12 protein-coding genes are annotated in these 12,832 nt (G+C 67.3%); 7 read left to right on the top strand and 5 right to left on the bottom strand.

The features are described 5' to 3' along the window. Positions 1 to 52 precede the first annotated feature (52 nt). From SMN802W_RS0100805 to SMN802W_RS0100780, 6 genes are all read left to right on the top strand, one after another. The gene (locus SMN802W_RS0100805; protein ID WP_026325605.1) at positions 53 to 898 is read left to right on the top strand and encodes a class I SAM-dependent methyltransferase; all 846 of its coding nucleotides are present in this window, start codon (positions 53 to 55) and stop codon (positions 896 to 898) included. Further along, a complete protein-coding gene (locus SMN802W_RS0100800) occupies positions 895 to 1,530 on the top strand; it encodes a glutathione S-transferase family protein (protein WP_019514977.1) in 636 nt (211 codons plus the stop codon). Before SMN802W_RS0100805 ends, SMN802W_RS0100800 begins: the two co-directional genes overlap by 4 nt. Before the next feature lie 53 nt (positions 1,531 to 1,583). Further along, a complete protein-coding gene (locus SMN802W_RS17445) occupies positions 1,584 to 5,033 on the top strand; it encodes a PAS domain S-box protein (protein ID WP_019514976.1) in 3,450 nt (1,149 codons plus the stop codon). A gap of 103 nt (positions 5,034 to 5,136) precedes the next feature. After that, a complete protein-coding gene (locus tag SMN802W_RS0100790) occupies positions 5,137 to 5,421 on the top strand; it encodes a hypothetical protein (RefSeq protein ID WP_019514975.1) in 285 nt (94 codons plus the stop codon). Positions 5,422 to 5,532: 111 nt separating this feature from the next. Next, the gene (locus tag SMN802W_RS0100785) at positions 5,533 to 6,168 is read left to right on the top strand and encodes a LuxR C-terminal-related transcriptional regulator (protein ID WP_019514974.1); all 636 of its coding nucleotides are present in this window, start codon (positions 5,533 to 5,535) and stop codon (positions 6,166 to 6,168) included. Next, entirely contained in the window at positions 6,165 to 6,551 is a 387-nt protein-coding gene (locus SMN802W_RS0100780) for an Hpt domain-containing protein (RefSeq protein WP_019514973.1), read from the top strand. Before SMN802W_RS0100785 ends, SMN802W_RS0100780 begins: the two co-directional genes overlap by 4 nt. 6 nt (positions 6,552 to 6,557) lie before the next feature. Here SMN802W_RS0100780 and SMN802W_RS0100775 read toward each other — a convergent pair whose 3' ends face one another. From SMN802W_RS0100775 to SMN802W_RS0100755, 5 genes are all read right to left on the bottom strand, one after another. After that, the gene (locus tag SMN802W_RS0100775) at positions 6,558 to 8,192 is read right to left on the bottom strand and encodes a M28 family peptidase (protein ID WP_019514972.1); all 1,635 of its coding nucleotides are present in this window, start codon (positions 8,190 to 8,192) and stop codon (positions 6,558 to 6,560) included. Continuing rightward, positions 8,192 to 8,986, bottom strand: a complete 795-nt coding sequence (locus SMN802W_RS0100770; protein WP_019514971.1) for an NYN domain-containing protein — start codon at positions 8,984 to 8,986, stop codon at positions 8,192 to 8,194. Before SMN802W_RS0100770 ends, SMN802W_RS0100775 begins: the two co-directional genes overlap by 1 nt. 74 nt (positions 8,987 to 9,060) lie before the next feature. Next, entirely contained in the window at positions 9,061 to 9,288 is a 228-nt protein-coding gene (locus SMN802W_RS0100765; RefSeq protein WP_026325603.1) for a hypothetical protein, read from the bottom strand. Between the two features lie 49 nt (positions 9,289 to 9,337). Beyond that, positions 9,338 to 9,820 (bottom strand): transcription elongation factor GreB, encoded by a 483-nt coding sequence (greB, locus tag SMN802W_RS0100760; protein ID WP_019514969.1) that lies wholly within the window; start codon positions 9,818 to 9,820, stop codon positions 9,338 to 9,340. 32 nt (positions 9,821 to 9,852) lie between these two features. Continuing rightward, complete coding sequence (locus SMN802W_RS0100755; protein ID WP_019514968.1) at positions 9,853 to 11,838, bottom strand: transglycosylase SLT domain-containing protein; 1,986 nt, start codon at positions 11,836 to 11,838, stop codon at positions 9,853 to 9,855. An 88-nt stretch (positions 11,839 to 11,926) separates the two neighbouring features. Between SMN802W_RS0100755 and dapA the strand changes: the two genes are divergently transcribed. Continuing rightward, the gene (gene dapA, locus SMN802W_RS0100750; protein ID WP_019514967.1) at positions 11,927 to 12,808 is read left to right on the top strand and encodes a 4-hydroxy-tetrahydrodipicolinate synthase; all 882 of its coding nucleotides are present in this window, start codon (positions 11,927 to 11,929) and stop codon (positions 12,806 to 12,808) included. The last annotated feature ends 24 nt before the right edge of the window (positions 12,809 to 12,832 follow it).

Genomic DNA, 12,832 nt, shown 5'->3' with positions numbered 1-12,832 from the left:
GTGGTCAGGCACCGCAAGCAGTGACCGATGAGCGACCAACCGGAGAATGAGCGTGACCAACGCGAGTGACTGGTGCGGGAAGGTCGGTGATGGTTGGGCGCGAGAGTGGCCGCGAACCGAGCGCAGCTTCACCGATCTCGCGCCGCACCTCACCCGCGCGATCCTGTCGGTTGCACCCGATCACGGACTATTCCTTGATCTCGGTTGCGGCGTCGGCAGCACTGCCGCCGAGGTGGCGAATGCGCGGCCTGCCGCGTCGGTGCTTGGCGTAGACCTGTCCGAACCGATGATCGCGATCGCACGCGAGCGATACAGGCTGTCGAACCTCCGCTTCGTCGCCGGCGACGTGTTGGAGGTGGGGCGACAAGAGCCCGCGCCAGCGCTGATCTTCTCACGCCACGGTGTCATGTTCTTTGCCGATCCCGCGACCGCCTTTGCCGATCTACGTCGTGATGTCTCGCCTGGTGCGCCGCTGGTTTTCTCCTGCTTCGGCTCGCGGCGGGATAATGTCTGGGCGGCCGAACTCGACGAAGCGATCGGTGTAACACCGCCTCCACCGCGCGGCTATGCACCTGGGCCGTTCGCCTTCGGTGATCCGGCCTATGTTTCGGAGATGATGGCGCGGGCCGGCTGGCGCGTCGCGACAGCAACGCCGATCGCGTTCAGCTATGTCGCAGGCGAAGGGAGGAACGATGCGGCTGCGATCGCTGACGCGATCGGCTTCTTCGGTCGGATCGGGCCCGCTGCAGCGGCTATCCGGTCGGTTGGTGGAGAACAGCGTGCTGCGTTGTTCGATCGGATCGGAATGCGGCTCGCGCGTTATGCACGCTCAGGATGTGTCGCCATGCCGGCATCCGCCTGGATCTGGACCGCGCACGCCGAAGGGAAGCCCGCATGACCATCATCGTCCACCATCTAGAAAACTCCCGCTCGCAGCGCGTCCTGTGGATGCTGGAAGAGCTCGGCTTGCCGCACGAGGTGAAGCGGTATGAACGCAACAAGAAGACGATGCTCGCGCCACCGGAACTGCGCCGGGTGCATCCGCTCGGAAAGTCGCCGGTGATCGAGGATAACGACGACAATGGTTGCGTCGTCGCCGAGACCGGCGCGATCGTCGAATATCTGGTCGACAAAGCCGATGGCAGATTGGGCGCACCGGCGAAGCGCGACCAGGCGCTCGCCTATCGTTTCTGGCTGCATTATGCCGAGGGTTCGTTGATGCCGCCACTATTGCTGAAGCTGGTGCTCGGCCGCATCCCGCTGATGGGAAAGGCTGCAACCAGACGCATCCAGCCGATGATCGATGTCCATCTCGATTTCGTTGAACAGTCGCTGGCGGACCAGCCGTGGTTCGCGGGCGACCAGATGACTGCGGCAGACATCATGATGAGCTTTCCACTCGAAGCCGCGCGCAGCCGTGCCGGGCTGGACAAGAGCCGCCCCAACACGATTGCCTGGCTGGAGAAGATCCACGCCCGTCCTGCCTATCAGAAGGCGCTCGAGGAGGGCGGCCCGTACGCTTATGCGTGAATGAATAGAGTGTGTTAGCAGGGTGTTAACCAGCACCGGCTAGGCCGGATGGCATGTCATCCATCCGGCACCCGTTTCGGCTGTCCCGCGCGCTTGCAGCCGATCTTGCCGTTGCTGCCATATTCGGCGTCGTCGCATGGCTGTGTCTCGCACTGGCGCGCAGCCAGTCGCCCGTCGCGATCGTCTGGCTCCCCAATGCGCTGCTTGTCGGGGTGTTTCTGCAGTCGACGAAGATGAGGGGCCGACTGCTGGGGCTGAGCGTCGCCACGCTGCTCACTGCCGGACTGCTCAGCGCAGGTCTGTCTGCGACGCAGGTCGTGGTGCGAACCAGTATCAACATGGCCGAAGTGCTGATCGTCACGCTTGGCATGCAGCGCGTCGGGCGGGCGTCGGGGCTCAACAGCCTGCGCCAACTCGGCCGTTTCACCGTGCTGTCGATCGCCGCGCCGTTTGCCTTGTCGTCGTTGATGATCGTGGCATTCTGGTCGAGCGGCGTTGCCTTTGCGCTAGCGACCGGTTTTACCTGGGCAGGCGCACACGCGCTCGGCTTGATCTTACTAACTCCGATCGTTTGCGTCGTTCACGACACGTTGGTCGGCAAGCGTGATGACATGCAAGCGCGCCGTCGCGAGATCGCGACCTTCACCATCATATCATTCACGCTCGCGGTGCTGCTCTTCTCGCAGTCGCGGTACCCGCTGCTTTTCCTGACCGGACCCGTCGTGATGCTGGCGGCGCTGCGGCTCGGTCGGCTGGGTGCGGCGGTCACCGTCGTTGTCCTGGCGCTGGTCGCCTCCGTTGCCACCTATTTCGACCTTGGGCCGATCACGCTCGTGCGCGGCGGCGCCCATGAACGCATGCTGGTGTTGCAGCTTTTCCTGGCCGCAAACTTCTGCCTGGGCCTGCCCGTGGCCGCGATTTTGCGCCGGCTTGAGCGCACGCAGAACGACCTTCGTGTTCGCAACGACAATGCACAGGCGATGCTCGCGAACATGCAGGAGGTGCTGTACCGCGTCGATACCGACGGGCGCTGGTCGTTCCTCAACCCGGCGTGGCAGCGGCTGACAGGCGTACCCGTCGCCGAGGCGCTCGGCACGCCAATTCGCGACGTCATCCACCCCGCCGACCTGCCGATCCTCGCCGATATGCAGCGGCGCTTTCTCGCGCGCACGCTGGAGGGACAGGTCGGGCGCCTGCGGATCATCCGACGCGATGGTGCGATCCGGCACGTCGATGTGAGCGCGCGCATGCTGTTCGACGCTGGCGGCGCACCCGAATCGACCGTCGGCTCGCTCAATGACGTGACCGATCGGCTCGCGTTCGAGCAGGCGCTGAAGGAGAGCGAGCACCGTTTCCAGACGCTGGCCGATCTGGCGCCCGTCGGCATCTTCCGCACCGATGCGGCGGGCGGGCTGACCTACGCGAACCGCGCCTGGTACGTGCTTGCGGGCCTGACCCCTGACGAAGCGGCCGGCGATGGCTGGGCAAGCGCGGTCCACCCCGATGACCGTGCGAAGGTCTTCGCCGATTGGCAGGCGACCGCGGCGACGAGCGGCAACTTCCGCGGCGAGTTCCGCTTCGTTCATGCCGACGGGACGCAGATCTGGGCCGACGCGATGAGCGCGGTCGAGCGCGACCTGTTCGCCTGTCCCGTGGGCCATATCGGCGTCACGATCGACATCAGCGAACGCACCTTCGCCGCCGCTGCGCTGGCGGACAGCGAGACCCAGCTGCGCCTCCTCGCCAGCAATGCGACGGATGCGGTGTTCCGCCTGACGCTCGATGGTACCTGCCTCTATGCCTCGCCCTCGGTGCGCGACGTGATCGGCGCACCGCCCGAGCAGCTGCTGGGCGCGTCGATGCTGTCACGCTTCCATCCCGAAGACGATGCGATCGTCCGCGGCGCCTACCAGGATCTTGCGCGCGGCATCATCGACAAGATGGTGGTCAGCTACCGTTCCGAACCGGTCGACCGTCCGGGCACGTGGCGCTGGCTCGAGGCGAATTGCGGGCTCGTCCGCAACCCGTCGAGCGGCGTCGCGCAGGAGATCATCGTCTCGATCCGCGACGTCACTGCGCGCAAGGAACTGGAACTGCAACTCGCCGCGGCACGCGATGCGGCGGAGATCGCGGGCGCGGCGAAGTCGACCTTCCTCGCCAACATGAGCCATGAGATTCGCACGCCGATGAACGGCGTGATCGGCGCGACCGAGCTGCTGCTCGACGGCGCTCTCGAGCCCGAGCAGCGCGCCCGCGTGCAGGTGATCGCCGATTCGGGTCGTGCGATGATGCGGCTGCTCAACGACATCCTAGATCTGTCGAAGATCGATGCCGGGCAGATGCAGATCGCGGCTGAGCCGGTCGACCTGCGCCATGCGTTGCGTGGCTGCACCAAGCTGATGGCGCCGCTGGCCGAGCAGAAGGCGCTGACGCTCACCTGCGAGATCGCCGACGCGGTGCCGCCGCGTATCCAGGGCGATGGTCTGCGCCTGCGCCAGATCGTGCTCAACCTGCTCGGCAACGCCGTCAAGTTCACGGCGCGAGGATCGGTCGCGTTGCGCGCGGACGTGCTGCGCGACGCGGCGGGCGAGTGGCTCGAGATTGAGGTGCGTGACACCGGCATCGGCATCGAGCCCGCGCGCCACGCCGCGATCTTCGACAAGTTCATGCAGTCCGACGCCTCGACCGCGCGGCGGTTTGGGGGATCAGGGCTCGGGCTCGCGATCGGCGCGCAGCTCGCGCGGTTGATGCATGGATCGCTACGCCTGGAGAGTGCGCCGGGCGAGGGTAGCCGCTTCTTCCTGCGCGTGCCGCTCATCGCGGCCGCGGGTATTGTCACGCCAGCCGCCATGCCGGTTGCCTTACCCGCACCGACCGCCTCACCCGACATCCGCGTTCTGCTGGCGGAGGATCACGAGATTAACCAGATGCTCGCCTCCGCAATGCTGAAGCGGCTGGGCGCGCGCTGTGTCGTCGCTGCCGATGGTGCCGCCGCCGTGGCGGCGGTCGAGCAGGCGCAGGCGGAGAACGACCCCTTCGCGCTCGTGCTGATGGACATGCAGATGCCCGAGGTCGACGGGCTGGAGGCGACGCGTCGCCTGCGCGCAGCGGGCCACACCGCAGCGACGCTGCCGATCGTCGCGCTGACCGCCAATGCCTACGCCGACGATATCGACCTGTGCCTCGCGGCGGGGATGCAGGCGCATCTCGCCAAGCCGCTGCGGCTCGCCGATCTGCAGCAGGTGCTCGACCGCTGGGGCAGGGCGACGACGCCTGACTGCCGCCACGTGCTGGAACTGCTGTCGACGCTGATCCGCCGCGGTGCGTTCGAGGAGGCGACGCTGATCGAGATCACGGCGCACCTGCGCACGCTGGCGGCGAGCGGCACCTCGCCTCTCGCCGATGCGGCGGCTGGGGTCGAGCAGGCCGTCGCGGGCTGTGTCGGCGACGACCTGCCCGACGTGCTCGCCCGGGGATTGAGTGCGCTTACCCGCGCTGCCTGATTTGACCCCAAGGGGTAATATCGCGCGCCCGCCGATCACGGCAAAAGCGGATCATCGAGAGGGCGTCAGTCGCCCCCGCCACCAGATACCACGGAGCCGAACCATGATCCGCCAGACCCTGATCGCCGCCGCTGCCATCGCCGCCACGCTGGCCGGCAGCGCGCAGGCCGACACCGGCCGCGCCTTGCCCTCGCGCGCGGTCATCACCCGCACCGCGATGGACGGCAGCACCGTCTGCCTGCGCACCGCCGAGAGCGCGAACTGCGCCAGCTACCAGGCGACGCTGCTGCGCACCGTCGGCCAAAAGGCGGCGGCATCGCGCACTAACATTTCGGTCAACGATCTCGGGCGTCGTCAGCTGAGCGCGCTGATCGCCAGCATCAACTGAGCGTCACGCACGCGCTGTTCAACGTCGTTACCGCTTCGGTTACCATTGTCGCGCTAAGCGCCGGATGATCGCATTGCCGAACGGCAAGCGACCCAATCGGAGCCAGCTACCATGTCCGCCGCCACCGCTTCAACTCAGACCTCGGCGATCGTCGTCGACGATCATCCGATGTGCCGGCAGGCGACGGCGATGGCGCTGGGTGTCGCGGCTCCCGACCTGACCGTGATCGAGGCGGCGTCGCTGGCGGAGGCGCGTGAGCATGCCGCCGGGGCGACGCTGATGACGCTCGATCTGGCGCTGCCCGACAATCGATCGGTGCTTGGCGTCCCTGCGCTGCTCGAACGCTTCCCGCACCTGCGCCTGCTGGTGATCAGCGGCGCGCTCAACCCGGACATCGAGCAGCAGGTCGCGGTGACCGGAGCGCACGGTTATCTGTCCAAAGCGACGCCGATCTCGGTGATGGTGGAAGCGATGCGCGCGGTGATGGCGGGCCAGACGTGGTTCTCGTTCGCGCTGGCGGATACGGCGTTGCCGGTCGACAGCGACTTCGCGCGGCTGTCTTCACTCACGACCGCCCAGTCGCGCGTCCTGACCGCGATGGAAAGCGGACGCCTCAACAAGCAGATCGCGTTCGATCTGGGACTGTCGGAGATTACGGTGAAGGCGCACGTCAAGGCCATCCTGAAGAAGCTGTCGGTGCCCAACCGGACGCAGGCCATCCTCATGTTACAGCGAGCACAGTCGTGACCGTCATCATCGATCCCGCCGCAATCGACCTCGGCAGCGCGCCGCTGATCGATCCGGCGCAGTTGCGCGATTATGCCGAGTTCCTGCCGGGCGCGCAGGTGCTTCAGTTGATCCGCACCTTCATCAGGGAGCTGGAAACACGGCCGTCGATGGTGCTCCACCTCGCGCGTCAGGGCGACCTCGCCAATGCGCGTGCGGCGGCGCATTTCCTGAAGGGCGCGGCGCTCAGCATCGGCGCGCGTCGCATCGCCTTGCTTGCCGACCAGGTCGAACATGCCGGCGACGACGCGATCGTCGCTCTCGCGCAGGAGCTGCCGGCCTGTGCACTCGACACGTTGGGCGAGCTCGAAACGACGCAGGCGGTGCTGCGCGACGACGCCTGATCGAGCCTAGCGACGCTCGTTCGCACTCTGCGCACGGGTGGCGGCGAACTCGGACCCGGCGCTCCACGTCGGCCACACGCCGGCATGGCTCAGTCGTTCGCCCATGTCGCGGAACAGGTCGACGTCCTGCGCCGCGCCGACGAGGTTCCAGTCGGCCGACCAGCGATCGCACGTCTTGTGGTAGCACGCCATGTACGCGTCGAGCCACTTCTGCCCCGCTACCGCGCCGCCGTCCGCCAGGTCGGGTGCGCCGCCCAGCGCCATCAGCAGCAGCGACGGCACGCCGCGTCGCACAACCGAGAAGTGATCGGCGCGGTAGAACAGCCCGCGCTCGCTGAACGTCTCCGGCGTGATCGTGCGCCCCTGTCCCGCCGCCGCGCGCGCGAGCAGATCATCCAGCGAGCTTTGCCCCTTGCCGACCAGGATCACGTCACGCGCCGGCCCGGCGGTTTGCAGGATGTCGAGCGTGAGGTTCGCCGCCGTCAGGCCGAGCGGGTAGACCGGATGCGTCGCATAATATTCGGAACCCAGCAGCCCGCGCTCCTCACCGGTCCAGGCGGCGAACACCAGCGTCCGCTCGGGCGCCGGCATTGCCTTGAACTGGCGCGCCAGCTCGATGATCCCGGCGATGCCGAGCGCGTCGTCGTTGGCGCCCGGGCGCAGCGTCGCGCCGCTGGCATCGGCCGGACCTTCACCGTAGGCGTCCCAGTGCGCGCCGAACATCACGCTTTCGCGCGGACGCTTGCTGCCGGGGATCTTCGCCAGCACGTTGGCGCTCTGGATACGCTCGACCGCGACCTTTGCTTCGGCGGAAAAGCCGGTCTTCATGTCGATCGGCCGGAACGATGCCGATCGCGCCTGAACGCGCAACGCGGACAAGTCGAGCCCCGCTTCCTTGAACAGGCGGTCGGCGGCGTCATGCTCGATCCAGCCCTGCAACGGCACGCGCGGGTCGTTCGCGGCGCGGACGATGTCGTAATTCTCGCCGTTCGAGGCATTTACCGTCGACCACGGATAACCCGCGCCGCCGGTATCGTGGATGATCAGCGCCGCCGCCGCGCCGCGTCGTGCAGCCTCCTCGAACTTGTAGGTCCAGCGCCCGTAATAGGTCATGCGCCGGTCGCCGAAGCGACCCTTCGCGTCCTCGCCCGCCTGTGCCTCAAAATCGGGATCGTTGACCAGGAACACCGCGACCTTGCCGCGCAGATCCTGTCCCTTAAAGTCGTCCCACTTCGCCTCGGGCGCCGACACACCGTAGCCGACGAAGACCATCGGCGCGTTGCGGATCGCGATGCTGGGCGCGGCGCGAACGGTGGTGACCGCGATCTCCTTGCCCTGCGTCAGCACGGTCTTGCCCGCCCGCATTGCGGCGCCGCTGCCGATCTGCGTGTGGATCATCGGCACCGCCTGCGTCCACGCGCCGTTCTCGCCGCCGGGCTCCAGCCCCAGCGACTTGAACTGCGCCACCAGCCAGTCGACCGTGACCTTCTCGCCCGCCGTGCCCGGAGCGCGGCCACCGAAGCGGTCGGAGGCTAGCGTCTTCACCGTTTCCGATAGGCGCGCCGGATCGGTCTGCGCGGCAGCGGGAGCGGCAGTCGACAGCAGCGCCGAGGTGACACCGGCAAGCAACAAGGAACGCATCAACGAAGCCTTCTGACGAGGGCGCGGCCGTCACGCCGCTCGATCTGGAAATTGGGCACCGACTCGACCAGGTCGGACAGTCGCTTGAACCCGTAATTGCGCACGTCGAACGACGAACGATTGGCGGCGAGCTGTCCCATCGCCGACAGGCTGACATAACCCTTCTCGTCGCGCTTCGACGCGTCATAGGCGTCGATCAGCAGCTTGAGCAGTTCCTGATCGACCGGCGGCTTGGCCTTCTTCGCCGCAACAGGCTTCGCGCCGATCGATGGCGGCAGCGCATCGCTAAGCGGCGTATCGGCGATCGGCTCCGCGGCAGTGGCCGGCGCTGCCTCAGCGCCATTCGCCTGTTCCAGCGCGGCCACGTCGATGAAGCGGCTGCACGCCTGACGGAATCCCTGCGGCGTCTTGGCGGTGCCGAAGCCGTAGACGGGCAGGCCGTCCTGCCGGATGCGGGTGGCGAGCGGCATAAAGTCGCTGTCCGACGACATGATCCCGAAGCCCTGCACGCGGCCGCGGAACAGCAGGTCCATCGCGTCGATCGTCATCTTCATGTCGGTCGCGTTCTTGCCCTTGGTCAGGTCGAACTGCTGTTGCGGTTCGATGCCGTGGCGAACGCTCATGTCGCGCCAGCCTTTCAGCCCTGGCTTGGACCAATTACCATAGACGCGCCGGATGTTGACGGTGCCGAGCTCCGCCAGCACGGTTAGCACAGGATCAAGCGCGTGCCACGACGCATTATCGGCGTCGATCAGCAGCGCGATGTTGCGGGTGGGGGTGTCATCGGTCGGCATCGATGAGCGGTGTCGACCGCGGGGGCGACGAGGTCAACCCGCGCGTCGTGGTTTGACGCGCGAGTTTGTCGTTCTCAGCGATCGCTGTCGTAGGCGACGCCTGCGTCGATGTCGTCCTGCTTGGTCGCGCGCGTGGTGCCATCGGGATCAGTCACCGTCTTCATGTCGGCCTGCGATCCTACGTCGCGAGCAAGCGCACCGCCGCTGGTGCCGGTCTGCGCGTCACCGGCGGGGATCATGCCCTCGATCAGGTCCTTGTCGTCGTGATCGCGCGCGCTGTCGGTGCGAGTCTGTTCGGTCATGATCATTCTCCTTCACCTGCACGAACGGACGGGCGAGCGCCCACGTTCCTCACGGATCGGGATAGGAGACGGCCAGCACCTCATATTCGCGCTCGCCCACCGGTAGCGTCACGCGGCGCACGTCGCCGACCGCCGCCCCGCGCAGCGCGCGGGCGAGCGGCGCGTTCCACCCGACCAGCCCCTTGCCCGCGTCCGCCTCATCGTCGCCGACCAGCGTCAGTTCGCGCTCATGATCGTCCTCGTCGACGATCCGGGCGGTCGCGCCGAAGAAGATGCGCGAGCGATCGGGCGCGGCGGCGGGATCGACCACCTTCGCCGCCTTCATCCGCCGCGACAGCCAGCCGAGCCGCCGGTCGATCTCGCGCAGCCGCTTGCGCCCGTAAATATAGTCGCCGTTCTCGCTGCGGTCGCCGTTGCCTGCCGCCCAGGAGATCGTCTCGACCAGCTTGGGCCGCTCGGTCGCGAACAGTTGTTCATACTCGCGGCGCAGCACAGCGTAGCCTGCGGGCGTGATGTAATTGGGTCGATCCATCGCGCCCGACTAGCCGACGATATGCCGCGCCGTCACCCGGTACGACTGCGGCCCAGATACCAGCTGAGATTGGCCGGCCCGCGGCTCTTCCCGCGCTGCGGGTACATCAAATCGTAGACGACCGCATTCTCCAGCACGCGCTGCACATAGTTGCGCGTTTCATTGTACGGGATCGCCTCGACCCAGTCGACCATGTCGACGCCGCCGGTGCGCGGGTCGCCGTTGGCGCGCAGCCACTTGTTCACGTTGCCCGGGCCCGCATTATACGCCGCGATCGCGAGCGGGTAGCTGCCGTAGAGGCCGAAGATGCGCTGGAAGTAACTCGACCCCAGCATGACGTTGTAGCTCGTGTCGGCGGTCAACCGCGCCGCATCATAGGGGAGGCCGAGCTTGCCCGCCTGCTCGCGCGCGGTGGCAGGCATCAACTGCATCAGCCCGCTTGCCCCCACGGGGCTGCGCGCCTCGCGGTCGAACTGACTTTCCTGCCGGCTGACCGCGTGGATCATCGTCCACTGGTTCTCGTATCCACCCGGCACCGGCACGGTCGGGAAGGCGACCGCGCTATATTGCGTCAGCCCGTTCTGCATCGCGCTGCGCCCGACCAGCACCGCCAGATCGGGGCGGCCGAGCTGCCGCGACAATTCGTCGGCGAGCAGATGGTCGGTGTCGCTGGTCGCATCGGCGGCGATCAGGCGGATGAAGGCGGTCTGGTCCTGTCGCTGCCCGGTCTGCCCCAGCAGTTGGCCCGCACGCACCGTCTCCTGATTGAAGAAGGCGGCGCGCACGGCGGGATCGATCACCTGCTGCGGCACCGCTGGCGGCGCGACCAGCGGCTGGCGCATATGTTCGAGCGCCAGCTGCCCGTAATATTGGTCGCGGTAACCGCCCGCACGCGCGAACAGCCCCTGTGCCTCGGGCTTGCCGGCGGCCTCGGCCGCACGCGCCGCCCAGTAGAACCCCTTGGCGCGCGTCTGCGGCGACTGGCTCGCCTCGCCGTAGCGCTGGAACAGGAAGGCCGCGTCGGCCGGACGGTTGAGCTGCTTGAGCGCAGTTTGCCCGGCGAGCCATGCCAGGCTCGTGTAATCGTCGCGCTCGCCGTACGGCTTGGTCGAGATGTCGGTGCCGGTCGGATAGGCATCGTCGACCTGCCGCGCGATGTCGTACGCCGTCTGCCATTGACGGTCCGCCGCCGCGCCGCGCGCATTGGTTAGCAGCACCTCGTAGAATTTCTCGGCGTTGCCCGGCCGGATCAATCCCTGCCGCGACCGGGCCAGCCAGCTTCGCGCGCTGGGCGAGGCGCCGCTGTTGCGCAGCCACACCGCCTTGTCGGCGATGTACCCTGCGTCCGCCGCGCCCGCGGCATCGTTGGCGGACGCGAGCGCGGACGCGTTCTCTCCGCCGGTCCTGAACGCGAGCCGCGCCTCAAACAGCGGCCGTGCGCCTGCGCTCGTCAACGCGATCTGCCGCGCCGCGGCGCCGGTCTGCCCCTGCCACAGCAGCGCATCCATGCGCGCGTCATGGTCGGCCGGGGTCAGCGCTCCTGCAAAACCGGTCAACACGGCGCTCTCGTCGGTCGGCGACAGGCTGCCGCTGCGCCACGCCGCACCTGCCGCGGCATAGGCTTCCGCCTGATAGCCGCTCGCCTGATAGGCACGCGCACACGCCACCCAGCCGCCGCCGGTCAGCGGCGGAAAGCGGCGACAAAAGGCGATGACGTTCGCGGGCGAAGCATAGCCGGTTGCCGCCTGTTTCTCCGCCGCGCGGCGGTTGGCGGTCTGGTTCGGCCAGCCCGGATGCGCGAGCAGGAAATTGGCGTAGGTATCGAACGGCAGCGAGTCGCTCTGCTGCAGCACTTTCCACTGCGCGATCGCCTGCGCCAGCCCCGCGGCCTGCGCCTGCGCATTCGGCTGCACGCTCGCCGGATATTGCCCCACAGAACCAACCTGGCTCTGCGCCAGCAACAGCGCCGCGCCAACTCCCGCCACGATACCGATCAACACGCCCGCCTTCATCACCATTCCAGATCGGTGGACAGGATAGCGATCCAACCCGTATCTGTCCTGAACGACTTCGAATATTCATCGTGCCGGAGAGAGCGTCCGTCTTATGTTCACAGGTTCGATCCCCGCACTGGTCACTCCGTTCGACGACGACGGCGCCTTCGCCGAGCAGGTCTATCGCGACTTCATCGAGTGGCAGATTTCGGAAGGATCGTCCGCGCTGGTGCCGTGCGGGACGACCGGAGAGGCGGCGACGCTGACCAAGGAAGAGCAATTCGCGATCGTGCGCGTCTGCGTCGATCATGCGCGCGGGCGCGTGCCGGTGATCGCGGGCGCCGGATCGAACGACACGCGGGTCGCGCGCGCCAACCTGATTGCCGCGAAGGAAGCCGGCGCCGACGCCGCGCTGATGGTGCCGCCTTACTATAACCGGCCGGGTCAGGAGGGCATCTTCCGCCACTTCGAGGCGCTGGGGCAGGACGCTCCCTTGCCGATCGTGCTCTACAACGTGCCCGCGCGGACGGTGACCGACATACTGCCCGAGACGCTGGCGCGCATCGTCGAGGCGTTTCCGCAGGTGTTCGTCGCCGTGAAGGACGCGTCCGGCGTCATTACCCGCGTCTCGCAGCACCGCGAGAATCTTGGCGACGGCTTCTGCCAATTGTCTGGCAACGACGACCTCGCGCTCGCCTTCAACGCGACCGGCGGCGTCGGTTGCATCTCGGTCAGTGCCAACATCGCGCCCAGGTTGTGCGCCGAATTCCAGGCGGCGTGCGCGAGCGGTGATTACGCAACAGCACGGATGCTGCACGACCGGCTGTTCCCGCTCCACACCGCCTTGTTCACCGATGCGTCGCCAGGGCCGGTCAAATATGCGGTGAACAAGGTGCGGCCCGACTTCCCGCGCGGTCTCAGGCTGCCGATGACGTGGCCCGGCGAGGCATCACGCCACGCGGTAGACGCAGGCCTGGCGCACGCGGGGCTGTGATGGTGGGCGGGAAGGAAGCGATGC

It is taken from the genome of Sphingomonas sp. Mn802worker, assembly GCF_000382485.1.
Taxonomy (GTDB): Bacteria; Pseudomonadota; Alphaproteobacteria; order Sphingomonadales; family Sphingomonadaceae; genus Sphingomonas.
This window is presented reverse-complemented; position numbering and strand designations above follow the sequence as displayed.

Excerpts from the sequence above, each read along its gene's own strand:
- SMN802W_RS0100775 (WP_019514972.1), bottom strand. The coding sequence starts at position 8,192 with ATGCGTTCCTTGTTGCTTGCCGGTGTCACCTCGGCGCTGCTGTCGACT.
- SMN802W_RS0100800 (WP_019514977.1), top strand. The coding sequence starts at position 895 with ATGACCATCATCGTCCACCATCTAGAAAACTCCCGCTCGCAGCGCGTC.
- SMN802W_RS0100765 (WP_026325603.1), bottom strand. The coding sequence starts at position 9,288 with ATGACCGAACAGACTCGCACCGACAGCGCGCGCGATCACGACGACAAG.
- greB (WP_019514969.1), bottom strand. The coding sequence starts at position 9,820 with ATGGATCGACCCAATTACATCACGCCCGCAGGCTACGCTGTGCTGCGC.
- SMN802W_RS0100770 (WP_019514971.1), bottom strand. The coding sequence starts at position 8,986 with ATGCCGACCGATGACACCCCCACCCGCAACATCGCGCTGCTGATCGAC.
- SMN802W_RS0100755 (WP_019514968.1), bottom strand. The coding sequence starts at position 11,838 with ATGGTGATGAAGGCGGGCGTGTTGATCGGTATCGTGGCGGGAGTTGGC.
- SMN802W_RS17445 (WP_019514976.1), top strand. The coding sequence starts at position 1,584 with ATGTCATCCATCCGGCACCCGTTTCGGCTGTCCCGCGCGCTTGCAGCC.
- SMN802W_RS0100790 (WP_019514975.1), top strand. The coding sequence starts at position 5,137 with ATGATCCGCCAGACCCTGATCGCCGCCGCTGCCATCGCCGCCACGCTG.
- dapA (WP_019514967.1), top strand. The coding sequence starts at position 11,927 with ATGTTCACAGGTTCGATCCCCGCACTGGTCACTCCGTTCGACGACGAC.
- SMN802W_RS0100785 (WP_019514974.1), top strand. The coding sequence starts at position 5,533 with ATGTCCGCCGCCACCGCTTCAACTCAGACCTCGGCGATCGTCGTCGAC.